Origin of the sequence: Xenorhabdus bovienii (assembly GCF_024721015.1) — a bacterium.
Lineage (GTDB): Bacteria > Pseudomonadota > Gammaproteobacteria > Enterobacterales > Enterobacteriaceae > Xenorhabdus > Xenorhabdus bovienii.
Map to the genome: position 1 here is coordinate 71,817 of NZ_JANAIF010000003.1, position 16,268 is coordinate 88,084.

14 protein-coding genes are annotated in these 16,268 nt (G+C 43.8%); 4 read left to right on the forward strand and 10 right to left on the reverse strand.

What is annotated here, in order from left to right; translation table 11 throughout:
• Nucleotides 1–303: 303 nt before the first annotated feature.
• The 6 genes from mgtE to purM all read right to left on the reverse strand — a co-directional run bounded on the left by mgtE (nt 304) and on the right by purM (nt 8,338).
• On the reverse strand, nt 304–1,767 hold the full coding sequence (mgtE, locus tag NXS07_RS01605) for a magnesium transporter (protein WP_038195189.1): 1,464 nt from the start codon (nt 1,765–1,767) through the stop codon (nt 304–306).
• Between the two features lie 276 nt (nt 1,768–2,043).
• Nucleotides 2,044–3,576, reverse strand: coding sequence for an exopolyphosphatase (ppx, locus tag NXS07_RS01610; RefSeq protein ID WP_258086049.1), 1,533 nt, complete (start codon nt 3,574–3,576; stop codon nt 2,044–2,046).
• Nucleotides 3,577–3,579: 3 nt separating this feature from the next.
• Nucleotides 3,580–5,649 (reverse strand): polyphosphate kinase 1, encoded by a 2,070-nt coding sequence (ppk1, locus tag NXS07_RS01615; RefSeq protein WP_012988525.1) that lies wholly within the window; start codon nt 5,647–5,649, stop codon nt 3,580–3,582.
• A 16-nt stretch (nt 5,650–5,665) separates the two neighbouring features.
• The gene (speG, locus tag NXS07_RS01620) at nt 5,666–6,229 is read right to left on the reverse strand and encodes a spermidine N1-acetyltransferase (protein WP_038257923.1); all 564 of its coding nucleotides are present in this window, start codon (nt 6,227–6,229) and stop codon (nt 5,666–5,668) included.
• Between the two features lie 403 nt (nt 6,230–6,632).
• On the reverse strand, nt 6,633–7,271 hold the full coding sequence (gene purN, locus NXS07_RS01625; protein WP_038195196.1) for a phosphoribosylglycinamide formyltransferase: 639 nt from the start codon (nt 7,269–7,271) through the stop codon (nt 6,633–6,635).
• 5 nt (nt 7,272–7,276) lie between these two features.
• The gene (purM, locus tag NXS07_RS01630) at nt 7,277–8,338 is read right to left on the reverse strand and encodes a phosphoribosylformylglycinamidine cyclo-ligase (protein WP_258086050.1); all 1,062 of its coding nucleotides are present in this window, start codon (nt 8,336–8,338) and stop codon (nt 7,277–7,279) included.
• Between the two features lie 231 nt (nt 8,339–8,569).
• Between purM and upp the strand changes: the two genes are divergently transcribed.
• From upp to hda, 3 genes are all read left to right on the forward strand, one after another.
• Nucleotides 8,570–9,196, forward strand: a complete 627-nt coding sequence (gene upp / locus NXS07_RS01635; protein WP_046336814.1) for a uracil phosphoribosyltransferase — start codon at nt 8,570–8,572, stop codon at nt 9,194–9,196.
• A 65-nt stretch (nt 9,197–9,261) separates the two neighbouring features.
• The gene (uraA, locus tag NXS07_RS01640; protein WP_258086051.1) at nt 9,262–10,572 is read left to right on the forward strand and encodes a uracil permease; all 1,311 of its coding nucleotides are present in this window, start codon (nt 9,262–9,264) and stop codon (nt 10,570–10,572) included.
• Nucleotides 10,573–11,262: 690 nt separating this feature from the next.
• Nucleotides 11,263–11,970 (forward strand): DnaA inactivator Hda, encoded by a 708-nt coding sequence (gene hda / locus NXS07_RS01645; protein WP_038188693.1) that lies wholly within the window; start codon nt 11,263–11,265, stop codon nt 11,968–11,970.
• A gap of 92 nt (nt 11,971–12,062) precedes the next feature.
• On the opposite strand, the gene arsC is transcribed toward hda, so the two are convergent.
• Together arsC and bepA are read right to left on the reverse strand one after the other, a co-directional pair.
• Nucleotides 12,063–12,419: an arsenate reductase (glutaredoxin) gene (gene arsC / locus NXS07_RS01650; protein ID WP_038221564.1), complete on the reverse strand. Its 357-nt coding sequence runs from the start codon at nt 12,417–12,419 to the stop codon at nt 12,063–12,065.
• Nucleotides 12,420–12,430: 11 nt separating this feature from the next.
• Nucleotides 12,431–13,900 (reverse strand): beta-barrel assembly-enhancing protease, encoded by a 1,470-nt coding sequence (gene bepA / locus NXS07_RS01655; protein ID WP_038221565.1) that lies wholly within the window; start codon nt 13,898–13,900, stop codon nt 12,431–12,433.
• A gap of 147 nt (nt 13,901–14,047) precedes the next feature.
• Between bepA and NXS07_RS01660 the strand changes: the two genes are divergently transcribed.
• Nucleotides 14,048–15,112, forward strand: a complete 1,065-nt coding sequence (locus tag NXS07_RS01660; RefSeq protein WP_038221568.1) for an AI-2E family transporter — start codon at nt 14,048–14,050, stop codon at nt 15,110–15,112.
• Between the two features lie 83 nt (nt 15,113–15,195).
• Here NXS07_RS01660 and bcp read toward each other — a convergent pair whose 3' ends face one another.
• Together bcp and NXS07_RS01670 are read right to left on the reverse strand one after the other, a co-directional pair.
• Complete coding sequence (gene bcp / locus NXS07_RS01665) at nt 15,196–15,669, reverse strand: thioredoxin-dependent thiol peroxidase (RefSeq protein WP_038221569.1); 474 nt, start codon at nt 15,667–15,669, stop codon at nt 15,196–15,198.
• Nucleotides 15,670–15,683: 14 nt separating this feature from the next.
• The gene (locus NXS07_RS01670) at nt 15,684–16,241 is read right to left on the reverse strand and encodes a glycine cleavage system transcriptional repressor (RefSeq protein WP_038221570.1); all 558 of its coding nucleotides are present in this window, start codon (nt 16,239–16,241) and stop codon (nt 15,684–15,686) included.
• Nucleotides 16,242–16,268: the final 27 nt, after the last annotated feature.

Sequence of the window (16,268 nt, forward strand, 5' to 3'; positions counted from 1 at the left end):
GCAGCATCTTATGCTAAATCGGTTTAATAAACATATATTATTAGTGTAACCAAAGGGAAATAGTCAATGGTGGAGAAAATATGGAAGTTATGGCAATTATTGAATTATCACCAAACTATCCGCACAGTATTACTCATGCGGAAGTGCAGCCGGGATAAATTGTTTCTATTAAATATAAAGACATTATTTGCCGTCACCACATGGCAGGGACATCTGGATATAGTGTTTGGGACGAAAGGGTTTATTAATAGTTTGAGAAAAAACGCCGATATCATTTATAAATCGGCGTTTCTTCCATAAAGCTCAAACCAAAAACAGCGTTGCCAATCCCAGAAAGATAAAGAATCCGCCAGTATCGGTCATTGCCGTGATCATCACACTGGAACCAATGGCCGGATCTCGCCCCAGTTTCATCATAATAAATGGGATCAATACGCCCATTAGCGCTGCCATCAGCAGATTTAATATCATTGCCATTGTCATCACGCCGCCCATCGCAAGATCGCCATAGAGTAGATAGGTGACAACGCCCATGATTCCACCCCAGATAACACCGTTAATCAGAGCAACACCGAACTCCCTCAATAACAGATAAGAAAAACTGCCGGATTGGATTTGGTGGAGTGCCAACGCCCGGACGATCATGGTAATGGTCTGGTTGCCCGTGTTACCTCCGATACCCGCCACAATGGGCATTAATGTCGCAAGGGCAACCAGTTGGGAAATGGTATGTTCAAACAAGCCAATCACCCGAGAAGCAACAAAAGCGGTGCACAAGTTAATGGCGAGCCATGCCCAGCGGGTTTTTACTGTCTGCCCAACAGGGGCGAACACATCTTCTTCACGGCTTAATCCCCCCATGCGTCGGATATTGGTGTCTGTTTCTTCACTTAAGGTATCAATGATATCCTCAACGGTCAGACGCCCCATCAGGCGCCCGTTATTATCTACCACTGCAGCAGAGATTAAATCGTAACGTTCGAACGCACTGGCGGCATCTTCGCCCTTTTGCTCTGGTAAGAAGGTGACAGTATCTGTATTCATCACTTCTACAACCAACTTGTCCGGGGCATTGATTAGCAAAGTTGTGAGTGGGAGTTCCCCCTGAAGGCGGTTTTTGCGGTCAATAACAAAAATTTTATCCGTTGCGTCGGGAATGGAGCCTCTGGAACGCAGGAAACGTTGTACTGTACTGAGTGTGATGTTGCCTCGCACTGTCACAAATTCAAAATCCATCATCTGGCCGATGCTGTCTTTGTGGTACTGCAATACTTCGCGAATACGGTTGCGTTGACTCGGTTCCAGATAAGTCAGTAAACGGCGTGTAGTATCACGGGGTAGATATTCCGCAATATAAGCCTGCTCATCCACATGCAGCGTGCCGATGGCTTTCAATAGTTCAAGGTCAGACATATCCTTGATCAAATTGTCCCAGACCGGAATGGAGGCTTCCACTAAAACCTCACCGCGCTGGTTATTATCGATGAGTCGCCATAAAGCAAGACGTTCATCGTAGGGCAGAGCCTCCAGAATATCTGCAATGTCGGCAGCGTGCAGATCGGTCAGCTGCGCACTGACTTCCTCAATTTTCTCCAGCAACTGCTCGTCGCTGATTGTTGAATGTTCATCAGCCTGACCCAATAACGTATCAACGAATAATTTATCGTTAATAAAAAGAGACAGCAGACGTTGGCGAACAACTGCCAGCTTTTGGGAATGTTGACTGGCAACAGTTGAATTACCAGATTTAAAGGCCGGTTGTAACATGGTGTACCTTTGGTGCAAAATAGTGCAAAAAAAACAGGGCGATCCTATTATCTAACGATAATATAATCTGAAAAATGGCTTTTAGGGATAATAGGATGACTATTTTGTTTTAGTATTCCTAATATGCTCCATCGAATGTTGTTGCTTTTGCCGGTGATGTTCCAATGCTGCGATGGATGAATAGATAAAGCGCCCAAATAAAATCAGAAAACTGATCAGCAGAATTAATGTTGTAATCTGAACGGTATTCTTTTTCTTCTTCATAGGGTGATATCGTTACGTCGATTCCTCTTTGATATGCAAGTACCAGCCAATCACATCACTCCAGTAAGCCTGCTCTTTTTCCAAATCGAGCTGCATCAGGGCATTTTGGGTTAAATAGTTTTGTGGCAGGTAGAGCGTCCAGTGACCATGAGAGGTGTCCAGCCTAAGCGATTCGGGTGTTGTGGTGGATTGGCGCTGGTTGTTGAGCAGTGTTGCCAGCCGTAATATCTGGAGCATCGGAAGATATTGTTTTTTCTTGAACAGGTAAAAGCGGGGATGCTCATGCACTTTAATGGCCTTGCGATGATAGCGTACCAATGTTGCCAGCAATGATTGCTGTTCTTGGTTAAAGCCCGGCAGATCGGTGTGTTGCAGGATGTAGGCGGAATGCCGCTGTAGTCCACTTAGGTTGATGCTTAAACCGACTTCATGCAGCATTGCCGCCCAAAGCAGAATTGATTCCAGTTGTGGCTGGAGCCGTTTCGGATTCTGTGCCGCCCATTGTTCGTAAAGTGTCTTGGCAGTACTCCAAACGCGATCGGCTTGTTCTCTATCGATATTATAATGGTCAGCAAGGCTTTTGGCGGTTCTTTGGCGAATATCCTGATGACGGAAACGATCTTCCATCTCGTAAAGTACGCCTTCACGCAGTGCCCCGTCAGATAAGCGCAGTTCTTGAATATGCAGGACATCGAATACACCACACAGGATAGCCAGGCCGGAAACAAAGGTTTGTTTGCGGTCTTCGGATAAACCAGGTAGATCCAGTGATTTGAAATTCTTGTATTTCAGAACCCGCTTTACCAGCATATTGAGACGCTCAGGTGTAATCAGACCATCTTTTTCACCTAATCCGACGAGTAATTCATGTACTGCTTTGATGGTTCCTGATGCTCCCAAGGCAAAATCCCAGCCTTTCATCCGGAATTGCCAAACGAGGTTTTCTAACTTTTGTGCAGCCTGAAGCCGTGCCCTACGGAAATTTTGTTCGTTTATTATGTTGTCAGGAAAGAATTGACGAGAAAAACTAACACAGCCCATACGACGGCTTTCAATTAACAGCGGTTCGAAATTTTCACCAATCACCAGTTCTGTAGAACCACCACCGATATCGATCACCAGCTTGCGGCCTTTTTCCGGCTGAGTATGCTCAACACCCATGAAGATCAGGCGGGCTTCTTCATGACCGGAAATGATTTCAATGGGATAGGGGATGACTTCTTTCGCCCGTTTTAGAAACTCTTGTGTGTTGGTGGCTTCACGCAGGCTGTGAGTACCTACGAGACAGACATTATTCGCGGAAAAACCCTGCAACCGTTCTGCAAACAGAGAAAGGCAGGCAAGGCCCCGATTGATAGCTTCTTCACTTAATTCATTTTTATTGTTGAGGCCATCAGCGAGGTGAACCCGTTTCTTTAAACGCCCGATCACCTGTAGTGCGCCATTCACAATACGGGCGATCACCATGTGAAAGCTATTAGAGCCCAGATCAATGGTGGCAATTTCCATGGGTTTGGGCGTTGGTTTGTCGTGTTTCAACGGCATAGATCAGGCTCTTGGCTCCGGTTGTTCCAATGTCTTCAAGTAATCATAGACGGCAATTTGTGCGCGAATTTTACGCTTATTTCCGCGTGGAACATAGCGATTGCTTAACTCTTTATCGATATAGCGAGCTTTAACTGTATCACTGAACTGTAATTCCAGAATATCCAAAACCCGCTGTTTTAACTGAGGATCGAGCAGACAAACTGCGACCTCAATACGATAATCGATATTGCGGGTCATCCAGTCAGCCGAAGAAAGGAAAACCTTCTCATCCCCTTTGTTAGTGAAAACATAAACTCGATCGTGTTCAAGAAAGCGATCCACAATGCTGGTGACTTGTATATTTTCACTGAAGCCCGCTTGATTTGGCACTAGAGAGCACATTCCCCGTATCAGAAGGCGCACTTTGACTCCCGCTTCTGAGGCATCATACAAGCGATCCACCAATTCCTTGTCCACAAGATTGTTGATTTTCAGAGTGATGCCCGCCGCTTCCCCTGCTTTGGCATTTTCAATTTCCTGAGTAATCAGTTGGTTGAGCATGGCGCGCGAATTTTGCGGTGATACCATCAGATTCTCAAACGTGACTGGGCGATAAGGATTTTCAATAAAGTTAAATACACGGCGAACTTCGTTGGTGACTTCCGGCTTGGCAGTCAGCAAGGAATAATCAGTGTATGAACGAGCCGTTTTTTCATTGAAATTTCCGGTTCCAATATGGGCATAACGGACAATTTCATCCCCTTCAAGACGCGAGATAACAAATAACTTGGCGTGAATTTTCAGGCCCGGTGCGGAGAAAATAACGTGTACACCCGCCTCAGTCAGTCGCTTCGCCCAGTGGATATTGGCTTCTTCATCAAAACGGGCTTGTAATTCAACCACCACAGTCACTTTTTTGCCGTTGTGGGCGGCATGGATCACTGAATCAATAATGCGTGAATCTTTTGCCACGCGATAAATATTGATCTTGATAGACAACACGCTGGGGTCGAACGATGCCTGACGCAGCAATTCCAGCACATGCTCGAAGGTGTGATAAGGATAATAGAGCAGAACATCCTGCTCACGGATGGCATCAAAACCGTTACGAAAATGCTCAAACCAAGTATGGCGTAGCCGTGGCATCGTTTTGTTCAGCAGATTTCGGTTCCCTTCATTGGGAAATTTGATGAAGTCTTTGAAATTGTGATAGCGGCCACCGGCAATCACAGAGTCATCATTGGATAGCCCCAGTTTACTGCGCAGTAGATCTACCATTTCATCAGGCATATCACGCTGATAAACAAACCGGACAGGTTCGGCGGTCAACCGCTGTTTCAGGGTTGAAGACATCAGTTCCAACAGACTGGATTCCATCTCTGTTGCCAGATCATATTCGGAATCACGGGTCATTTTCATCGAATAAACATTCAGCGTATCGTAATCGAAAAAACCTTTGAAAATTTCGTCCAACGTATAGCGCAGAATATTATCAAGCAAGATCATCGATTTGCGTCTGCGTGGCATTTCTGGAGGCAAATTGACGAAACGGGGTACTTTGTCTGAGGGAATTTCCAGCAGGGCATATTTCGTCTCTTGCCCACGAATAATTTCAATGGCCAGATAGGTGTAATCATCTTTCAAAAACTCAACCAGATTGGTTTCTGGATTGATGACGATAGGTGTAATGTGTGGGCGTAAATGCTGGCGGAAATATTGCCGCAACCAAATTTGCTGATTGGGGGATATTTGTCGCTCATTAATCAGGAAAATCTGATTACGGGCCATTTCCAGCAGTAAATCGTTATAGAGTTCATCGAACTCTTGATCGATTTTTACGACTTTGGCCTGAATTTTTTTCAATAATTGGCGGCCGCTGGTGGCAGACCCTCGCTCTTCACTGATAAGAATGCGCCGTTTTACATCGGCAAAGCGAACTTTATAAAACTCATCCAGATTATTGGAGTAGATCCCTAAAAACCTCATTCTTTCAATAAGTGGATTGCTTTTGTCAGCCGCTTCCTGAAGTACACGTTCATTGAAAGAGAGCCAACTGAGTTCTTTTTCGTTATAGAGGCGGTCGTGGGACATTACTACTCCATTTAGTTTAATGGGCCAGCGAGCTGGTCTGGGATTCACGGGCTTTATTGGCAAAATAGTGGTGTTGGAAAGTACACATCCGAATGGCGGTATGATAAGAGCCGTTTACAAAAAATTCATCGATTAATTCGCCTTCGGTATGGAACCCTAATTTGTTGTATATATGAATCGCTTTTTCATTCTCTTTATCAACAATTAAATAAAGTTTATAGAGATTTAATACACAAAATGCGTATTCCATCGCAAGTTTAGCCGCTTTGGTTGCATAGCCTTGCCCCTGATAGGTTGGTGTAATAATAATCTGGAATTCTGCGCGTCGGTGAATATAATCAATTTCGACCAATTCCACTAATCCGACTTTGGCGTTCATGCTCTCAATGATAAAACGGCGTTCGCTTTGGTCATGGATATGTTTGTCATAGAGATCACATAGCTCGACAAAAGCTTCATAGGGTTCTTCAAACCAATAACGCATGACACTGGCGTTGTTATCGATTTGGTGAGCGAAAGGGAGATCTTCCCGCTCAAGAGGACGTAAATTTACAGGTGGATTTTCAGAACCACTGGACATTGGATACCTCAGTGCTTTTTAAAAATAAGTGCTGGTTTAAATTTGGCCCACGCTAACTATGATTCACGGTAAAATAATGTTCGGATAATTAATTATTATCAGATACATAATTATTGCCAGATTAATATTTTGTTAGATGAATAAATAACCGATTTTCTGGGTGTATAAAGAATTTAATCTGAAATGACGACTTACAGCAAAGTATCATCTTAACGCGTCTTACCTTAACACGTTTCGTCTTAACACAATGCTGTAAGTTTACGGTCTAGCAATATATACCCTTCGTCTTTCAAGTTGCCGCTTTGTTGGCTACGCTCACTCACCCCGGTCACATAGTTAGCTATGCTCCCGGGGATTCGTTCCCTTGCCGCCGCACTGCAATTCGAAATCCATTCGGTATAGATTATTCTGAGGCGTAACCCTGCTGTGGCAGTGTTTTGCCATCCAGTATTGCTATATTATCGCTCATGCTCAGGCGCCCATCTAAGAACCAGCCAATGACCAGCGGATAGATATCATGCTCTTGAGCCTGAACTCTCCTGATAACATCCTCTTCCTGATCTTCCTCAAAAATCGGTACTTTGGCCTGTAAAATAACGGGGCCGCCATCAAGCTCTTCGGTAACAAAATGGACGGAAGTGCCATGTTCTTGATCGCCATTTTCAATGGCTTTGCGGTGAGTATGCAGACCGGGGTATTTGGGCAGCAGAGAAGGATGTATATTGAGCATACGTCCACAGTAGTGCTGCACAAAATCAGGCGATAGTATTCTCATGTAGCCCGCTAAAACTACTAAATCTGGCTGATATTGATCAATGGCTGTGAGCAGGGCGCAATCATAAGCAGTGCGATCCGGGAACGCTTGTGGATTGAGAAAATGGGCGGGGATACCCGCTTGTTCTGCACGTTGCAGGCCATAGGCATTGGTGTTATTACTGAATACCGCACAGATATGCCCATTAATCCGGTTTTGCTGGCTGGCGTCTATAATGGATTGAAGATTGCTGCCATTGCCGGAAACCAAAACGACAATTTTTTTCATGGTTTTCATTCGCTGATGATAACTTGTTGCTCGTTGGTGTTCAGTTCAGTATTGGTGTCAAATTCGGTAATAGTACCAATCTGCCAAGCGTTTTCACCTGCCGCGTTCAGCCATTCAACCGCTTGTTCTGCCTGAGATTGTGGCAGAGCGATGATCATGCCTACTCCGCAGTTAAATGTGCGATACATCTCGTGATTGCTGACATTGCCTGCCTGCTGCAACCACGTAAAGATAGCTGGCCATTGCCAACTGGAGGCATTGATTTTGGCCTGCATATTTTCCGGTAGAACGCGGGGAATATTTTCCCAGAAGCCGCCACCAGTCAGATGGGCAATGGCGTGGATCTCGAACTGTTCAATCAGTTCAAGAACAGGCTTGACATAAATTCGGGTTGGGACGAGCAAATGATCTGCCAGCGATTTGCCTTCAAGCTCTGTTGTTTCCGGATTGGTCTGGCTGACGTCAAGGATTTTACGGATCAATGAATAACCATTGGAATGTGGCCCACTGGATGCCAGTGCAATTAGCGCATCACCCACTTGAACTTGGCTGCCATCAATGATCTCTGATTTTTCGACCACGCCGACACAAAACCCCGCCACATCGTAATCTTCGCCATGATACATACCCGGCATCTCGGCGGTTTCACCACCGACCAGGGCACAGCCAGACTGTTTGCAACCTTCGGCAATACCAGTAATGACACTGGCTGCGGTATCAACATCCAGTTTGCCTGTTGCATAGTAATCAAGGAAGAAAAGTGGTTCGGCTCCCTGAACAACCAGATCATTGACACACATGGCAACCAAATCAACCCCGATGGTATCGTGGCGTTTCAGATCCATAGCCAGACGCAGCTTGGTGCCAACGCCATCTGTACCGGAAACTAAGATAGGTTCACGATATTTCTGTGGCAGCGCACATAGTGCCCCGAAACCGCCTAATCCCCCCATCACTTCAGGGCGACGGGTCTGTTTCACGACACCTTTGATACGATTGACTAAGGTATTGCCAGCATCAATATCGACACCAGCATCTTTATAGCTAAGAGAGGTTTTGTTGGTCACTGCGTAGCCCCCAGGCGGTTGCATTTGAATGAATAAAACAGAACGGCGGCAATTCTAACAGTCTAAGCAAACGTTTGCGATAGCTTTATGCAGGTTTCCTGCCAGACAAAAATAAAAGGAAAAATGCTTATGCTTGATAAAAATCAATGGATTGATAGTGGCTCGGTGTCGAAAAGGAGGTATAATCCCGCGATTTTTTTATCTGCCGGCTATATACAGTAGGAGAAATTCATGAAGATCGTTGAAGTTCAACACCCATTAGTTAAACATAAACTCGGCCTGATGCGAGCTCATGATATAAGCACTAAGCGCTTTCGTGAATTGGCCTCAGAAGTGGGTAGTCTTCTGACATATGAAGCAACTGCTGATTTAGAAGTAGAAAAAGTGACCATTGAAGGATGGTGTGGTTCGGTAGAGATAGACCAGATTAAAGGGAAGAAAATTACTGTGGTTCCTATCCTGCGTGCCGGTTTGGGAATGATGGATGGCGTATTGGAAAATATTCCAAGTGCGCGGATCAGTGTTGTCGGTGTTTATCGTGACGAAGAAACGTTCGAACCTGTGCCTTATTTTCAGAAACTGGTTTCTGATATTAGTGAGCGTATGGCTTTGGTTGTTGATCCGATGCTAGCGACCGGCGGTTCTATGATTGCTACGATTGATCTGCTGAAAAAGGCAGGATGCCCTGTGATTAAGGTATTGGTTTTGGTTGCCGCACCAGAAGGGGTTGCCGCACTGGAGAAGGTTCACCCGGATGTCGAGCTATATACTGCCTCGATTGACGAATGTCTGAATGAGCATGGATATATTGTTCCTGGTCTGGGAGATGCGGGCGATAAGATATTCGGTACTAAATAACATTTAGCCGACTGAAAAGTCGGTTTTTTTTTGCTTCCAGCAAGGTAACATAGAGGATATAAATAATGACCCGCCGTACTATTGGGGTAGATGAAAGGCCATCACTGATACAGACCATTCCCTTGAGTTTACAGCACTTATTTGCCATGTTTGGCGCAACTGTTTTGGTTCCCGTCTTATTTAAAGTGAATCCTGCCACAATTCTGCTGTTCAATGGTATTGGAACATTGCTGTATCTATTTATCTGTAAAGGGAAAATTCCGGCTTATTTAGGCTCCAGTTTTGCATTTATTTCGCCGGTACTTTTGTTGTTGCCTCTGGGATATGAACTGGCTCTGGGTGGGTTTATTGTTTGTGGACTGTTGTTTTGTCTGGTTTCGTTGATTGTCAAAATTGCAGGACGGGGTTGGATCAATGTGATATTTCCGCCAGCGGCAATGGGGGCAATTGTTGCTGTCATTGGTCTGGAATTGGCAGGGGTTGCAGCAGATATGGCGGGTTTGCGCCCAGCCATTGGAGCTGAAGTCAATACGGCTAACCTGACCATATCGATGGTGACGTTAGCCGTGACAATTTTGGGTTCGGTGATGTTCCGTGGCTTTATGGCGATTATTCCAATCCTGATTGGTGTTTTAGCAGGCTATGCGCTGGCGTTTTTTATGGGAGCAGTGGATTTTACACCTGTACTTGAGGCACCGTGGTTTGCATTACCGACGTTCTATACACCGCGTTTTGAATGGTTTGCCATTATGACTATTTTGCCCGCGGCGCTGGTCGTGATTGCGGAACATGTTGGTCATCTGGTCGTCACGGCTAATATTGTGCAGAAGGATTTATTGAAAGATCCTGGTTTGCACCGTTCGATGTTTGCGAATGGTTTTTCAACCATGATTTCGGGTTTTTTTGGTTCGACTCCCAATACAACTTACGGTGAAAACATTGGTGTTATGGCGATTACCCGAGTGTACAGTTCGTGGGTGATTGGTGGAGCAGCGATACTGGCCATTCTGCTTTCTTGTGTTGGCAAACTGGCTGCGGCAATTCAGGTCATTCCTGTCCCGGTTATGGGCGGTGTTTCCTTGTTGCTGTATGGTGTCATTGGCGCATCAGGTATTCGGGTATTGATTGATTCTAAAGTCGATTATAGCAAGGCACAGAACCTGATCCTGACCTCCATTATTTTGATTATTGGTGTCAGTGGGGCGAAGATCCAGATTGGTACAGCAGAATTGAAAGGTATGGCACTGGCAACTGTAGTAGGTATTGGTTTGAGCCTGATATTCAAATTGATCAGTGTTATCCGTCCAGAGGAGCTTTATATTACTTCTTCTGTAGAATCGATTGACAATGATAAAAAACGTGAAGCTGTAGAATAAGTAAGATTAATTCAATTTATAAGGAAGGGTTTTAAAGAAAAAGCCCTTCTCTTTTTGACTCATAATGAAAGTCTACTATTTAATATATTTTTCCTAACGCTATTTTTACTAATTCACTCTATATCTTGGTTTTTTCCTTTAATTTTCAATTGAGAGATCAGGAAGATTATATAGAGTGATTTTAATTGATACGTCAATCCCCTAAATAAATTTTAATCAACGTTAATGTCTATTTATTGATTCTTTTTAGTTTAGATTATCTCTAATTATAACTATTAAAATCAGGGCGTTAATTATTAATAAAGAATATCATACGATAACATTTTGTTTTATTAATCCATCAATGTTTTTGAATGTCTTGTGTGGCAGTAGCACCCTCCAGATAGTAATGCTCTAATTATTTGAATAATAATAAAATATGTCAGTAGTCTTTATCCTGAGCCAGCCATTTGATGGGTAATTGATAAAGACGGCTTTGTGATGGAAAAATAGGCTTTGATACTAATCTGGATGTCAATTCTAATTCCAATCAGAAAAACAACACCTTGTTATCTACTGTATTGTTAACGTCTACCTTTCCATGAAAGGTAGACGTTAACAATCAATGCCTGTTTTGAACAGCGCATTTATTTCATTTATAGTCACTTTCTGTGGTAGACTTAGCGCTGTTCGTTATCCATTCTGTTTGAGGTGCTTCTGAATACACCGTCGCAGCTTTCCTTGCCCCTATATTTGCCCGATGATGAAATATTTGCCAGTTTCTTTGCAGGTGAGAATACTTCCTTATTAGCTGCAATAAAACTGGCCATTAGTCAGTCACACGGCAGTTATATCTATTTTTGGTCCCGCGATGGCGGGGGCAAGAGCCATTTGCTTCATGCATCTTGTGCCGAATTATCCCAACAGGGAGAGGCGGTGGGATATGTACCACTGGATAAACGTGCCTATTTTGTTCCTGAAGTCCTTGATGGAATGGAACATTTATCATTAGTGTGCATTGATAATATTGAATGTATTGCAGGCGATCAAGAATGGGAAATGGCTATCTTCAATCTTTATAACCGGATTGTAGAGATTGGCCGCACCTGCTTATTGATCACCGGGGATCGTCCTCCACGGCAAATTAATCTGACATTGCCGGATCTGGCTTCTCGTCTGGATTGGGGGCAGATTTACAAATTGCAGCCACTGTCTGATGATGAAAAGATTCAGGCATTGCAATTGCGGGCGAAATTACGGGGATTTGAATTACCCGAAGATGTAGGGCGTTTTGTGTTGAAACGACTCGATAGGGAAATGCAAACACTGTTTAGAACGTTAGATGAGCTTGACCGTGCTTCTATTGTGGCGCAGCGCAAGCTGACGATACCATTTGTGAAAGATATTCTTGATCTTTGAGCGAACCAGCCAGGAAGGAAACAGGAAAAAAGTGATAGTGAATATGTCCCTATCACTTTTTTGTTTGTATGATTTTTCTGGAAAGTGAGGTGTTAGCCAAGAATCTCCTTAACTTGTTCTGGTGGGCGACCTAGACGAGCTTTATCACCGACAACAACAATCGGACGCTCTATCAATATAGGGTGTTTTGCCATCGCTTGGAGTAATGCCGCTTGGGATAATGTGTCATCACCAAGATTGAGATCCTTATAAAGTTCTTCTTTGGTTCGCATTAACTGACGGGCATCTTTGAAACCCAGTTGCTTCAGTAAAACGGTAAGCTGCTCTACCGTTGGTGGGGTGTCGAGATAGTGAATGATTTCTGGTGAAATACTGAGATCTTCAACCAGCTTGAGTGTTTCACGGCTCTTTGAGCAGCGAGGGTTATGATAAAAAATAACCTGTGGCATGTAAAAAGTCCTCATTTGTCATATTGGCTATAACGTTGTTGCAATTGGCGCAATTGATCAATACGGGCATCATAACGAGCCTGATCATCACTATTTAATGTTACCAAGGCACTGGCTTGGCTGAGATAGTTTATAGCCATGTCAAATTTGCCTTGCAATGCCATAGTCTCAGCGTAGGAAACCAGCTCTTTATCACGTTTTCCCTGTTTTTTGGCTAATTCTGTCATTAGTGACCAGCCAGTGGGATCATTAGGATTGTTGAAGGTATAGCGAAATAGCAGTTGTGATGCTTGCGGATAGTGTTTGGCCTGAATATAGGCATTGGCAAGATTGATTTGTAGTACCGGGTTATTTTGATGTTTCTGGAGAGCATGCTGTAAACGGGTAATCGCTTGCTCATACTGTTTTTGCTCAATATCGATATCCGTCATAGCATCGATAAACCAGATGTTATCAGGCTGCTTATCCAGTAATGGAGACAATACTGTTTTGGCTTCAGCATACTTTTGAGCCTGAGACAGAAGGAGAACCCGTCCATAAGAAGCGGCGAGCTGTTCTTTAGTGGTTCCCTGACTGTAATTATTCAGAATTTGTTCAATGTAATTGAGCTGATCTGTAGCGCTGATTGTCAGGATGCGAACACGGGCAAACAGAAAATCTTGAGATTCTGATTCTGGAACGGTTTTTTTCGGATACTGATTTGCCCTGTTACGAGCATCGGATAAACGGCTATCGGGTAGTGGATGGGTTAATAACATTTCTGGCGGTTTAGAGCTATATCGCGTCTGATCAACCAGAATCTGCATGAAATCAGGCATACCATGAGGGTTAAAACCTGAATTGTTGAGAATCTGCATACCAATGCGATCAGCTTCCTGTTCATTTGACTGGGTAAAGCTGATAATACCTTGCTGAAAACCACCCAGTGTGCCGCTGAGTGTCGCCATTCCTGCTTGTGGATTGGCCATCATCAACAGTATGGATCCTAATATTCCTGCCCATGCGAATGGCGCTTTGCGCTGTGTATCTTCCATAAAACGAGCCAAGTGGCGTTGTGTTACATGGGAGATTTCATGAGCCATGACAGAAGCCAACTCACTCTCATTGCGGCTATAGCGGAATAAACCGGAATGTAGCACTACGTTACCACCGAAAACAGCGTACGCGTTAATAGCGGGGTTATTGATCAGATAAAATTGAAAAGGCGTTTTTACTGAATCGGCATGATTAACTAATTTATGGCCTAATTTATTAATGTATTGTTTAAGCAGGGGGTCATCAATTAGCGGCGCTCCAGCACGTATCTGACGTATAAAAAAATCCCCCATTGCTATTTCTTGGTTGATACTGAGAGTCGCCCCCGCACTTGTTCCGATATCGGGTAGTGAATTTTCGGAACTTACAGATAAAGCGGGTGAATTTCCAAATAGTAATAGGCTAATCAATGTCACTATCAGGGATTTCTTGGGTGTTTTTATCATAAAATGATTCTCGTAAAAACAATGTGTCCCAGTTAGTTATTAACTTATGAATGTGTGTATGATAGCAAATCATAACTTAAAATCAGTCCATCGTAATAAATTTAGTAAAAATCATAATTGAGTGTTCGCTGTCGAGGAGTTGTATTTATGCTGGATATGATCATGCGATGGTATCATCGCCGTTTCGCAGATCCGCAGGTTGCTGCACTATTGGTAATTTTGTTGGTTGGGTTTGGCGTCATTTATTTTTTTAATGGCATCCTGGCTCCTGTTCTTGCCGCAATTGTGCTGGCTTATCTACTGGAATGGCCTACAGTAAAACTGGAAAAACTGGGTTGTAGTCGAACTCTTTCAGTGACCATCGTATTGACAATTTTTATGGGGATAAGTGCGCTGGTTATCCTGATCGTTGCTCCCACTGTCTGGCAACAGGGGTTAAATCTGTTTTCTGACTTACCCAATATGTTCAATCGCTTTAATGAATATGCACACACTTTAACCTCCCGTTATCCTGCTTTGGTCGATGCCGGTATTATTGAAATGATTGCCGATAATCTGCGTACTAAGCTTCCTCTGGCCGGTGAGTCTTTTTTAAAGATTTCAGTGGCGTCCGTGATTGGTTTACTGACGCTCGCGATTTATCTGATCCTAGTTCCTTTGATGGTGTTTTTCCTGCTGAAAGATAAAAGCCAGATGGTTGCAGCATTACAGAGTGTGTTGCCACGTAATCACGGCTTAGCGGGTAAACTATGGCATGAAATGAATCAACAGATCGTCAACTATATTCGTGGAAAAGTCACGGAGATGGTTATTCTGACTATTTGTACTTATGCGGTGTTTGCTTTCTTTGGATTACGTTATTCTCTGCTGCTTGCGGTATTTGTTGGTTTGTCTGTACTCATCCCTTATATCGGCACGGTGATTGTCACAATTCCTGTCATTATTGTGGCGCTGTTTCAATGGGGGCTTGGTACTGATTTCTGGACACTGTTTATTGCCTATCTGGTTGTGCAGGGGCTGGATGGTAATCTCCTTGTACCTATCTTGTTCTCAGAGGCGGTGAACTTACACCCACTCGTGATCATTCTTTCTGTCATTATTTTTGGCGGATTCTGGGGGTTATGGGGCGTCTTTTTCGCCATTCCACTGGCAACTTTGATCAAGGCTGTTATTCGTGTTTGGTCTGAAGAAAAAATCGTAGGATCAGAATAATAATTGCACTGACATTTCAGGCACGACGTCAACGTAGATAACGAAACTCCCCCTGTCAAACAGGGGGATTGGTCGATGCCGGATTATGATGAATGTTGTTTCAGGTAGTCCAGTACGATTTGGTGATGGTTACTGGTTTTGAATTTATTAAAAACGTGTTCAATATCACCTTTTGGGTCAACTAAGAAACTGATGCGGTGAAGGCCATCATAGGTTTTTCCCATAAACTGTTTTTCTCCCCAAACACCAAATTGCTCAGCAACTTGATGGTCAACGTCAGAAAGAAGTGTGAAATTCAGCCTCTCTTTTTCTGCAAAACGAGATAACCTTTCAGGTGTATCTATACTGATACCCAACACTTCAACACCGATTTCTTTCAGTTCATTCATCTTGTCACGTAAGCCACAAGCCTGAGCAGTGCAGCCTGGCGTCATCGCTTTGGGATAAAAATAAACTAAAACACGCTGACCTTTGAAGTCAGATACGCTAACGGTTTCGCCATCTTGGTCAGGAAGACTGAATTTTGGGGCTTTATCACCAGTTTTCAATTGGCTCATCACGTATTCTCCGTTTAATCGTTTTTATTTAAATGATCCAGTACGCTAATACTGCCTTGTGCATTTAATTCTGTACATAGGCGATAAAAGGATTCTTTGAATATGAGGCCATTATCATCCAGTGGGTTATGGCCTGTAATGTGGATTTGCAGACGGGCGGGCATATTTTCCTCAGCGGGGTGGGTTTTTGATGCCAGTTCAGCAATATTGAAATTCTGGGTCGTGAACAGATTGGTAAAACGTTCAACAATACCCGGTGAATCATCCACATCCACTCTGACGGAAATTGTCGAAGGAAATTTTGTCTGGACACCGCACCGAGTCCGTTTCATCACAATAAGCAATTCGAGTTCTGCCCCTTTCTGTGGCAGAGTGGATTCGATCAGGGTAATGGCGTTCCAGCTACCGGATAGCAGCATGATAAAGGTAAACTCTTCGCCAAACATTGCCAGACGGCTGTCTTCAATATTACAGCCGCATGCACTGGCAAGGCGGGTAATGGTATTGACGATGCCGGGGCGATCTGCACCAAGGGCAGTGATCACTAAAAAATACTGTTCTGATTTTGGCAAAGCGATTTTCCTTTCTACGGTAGATGT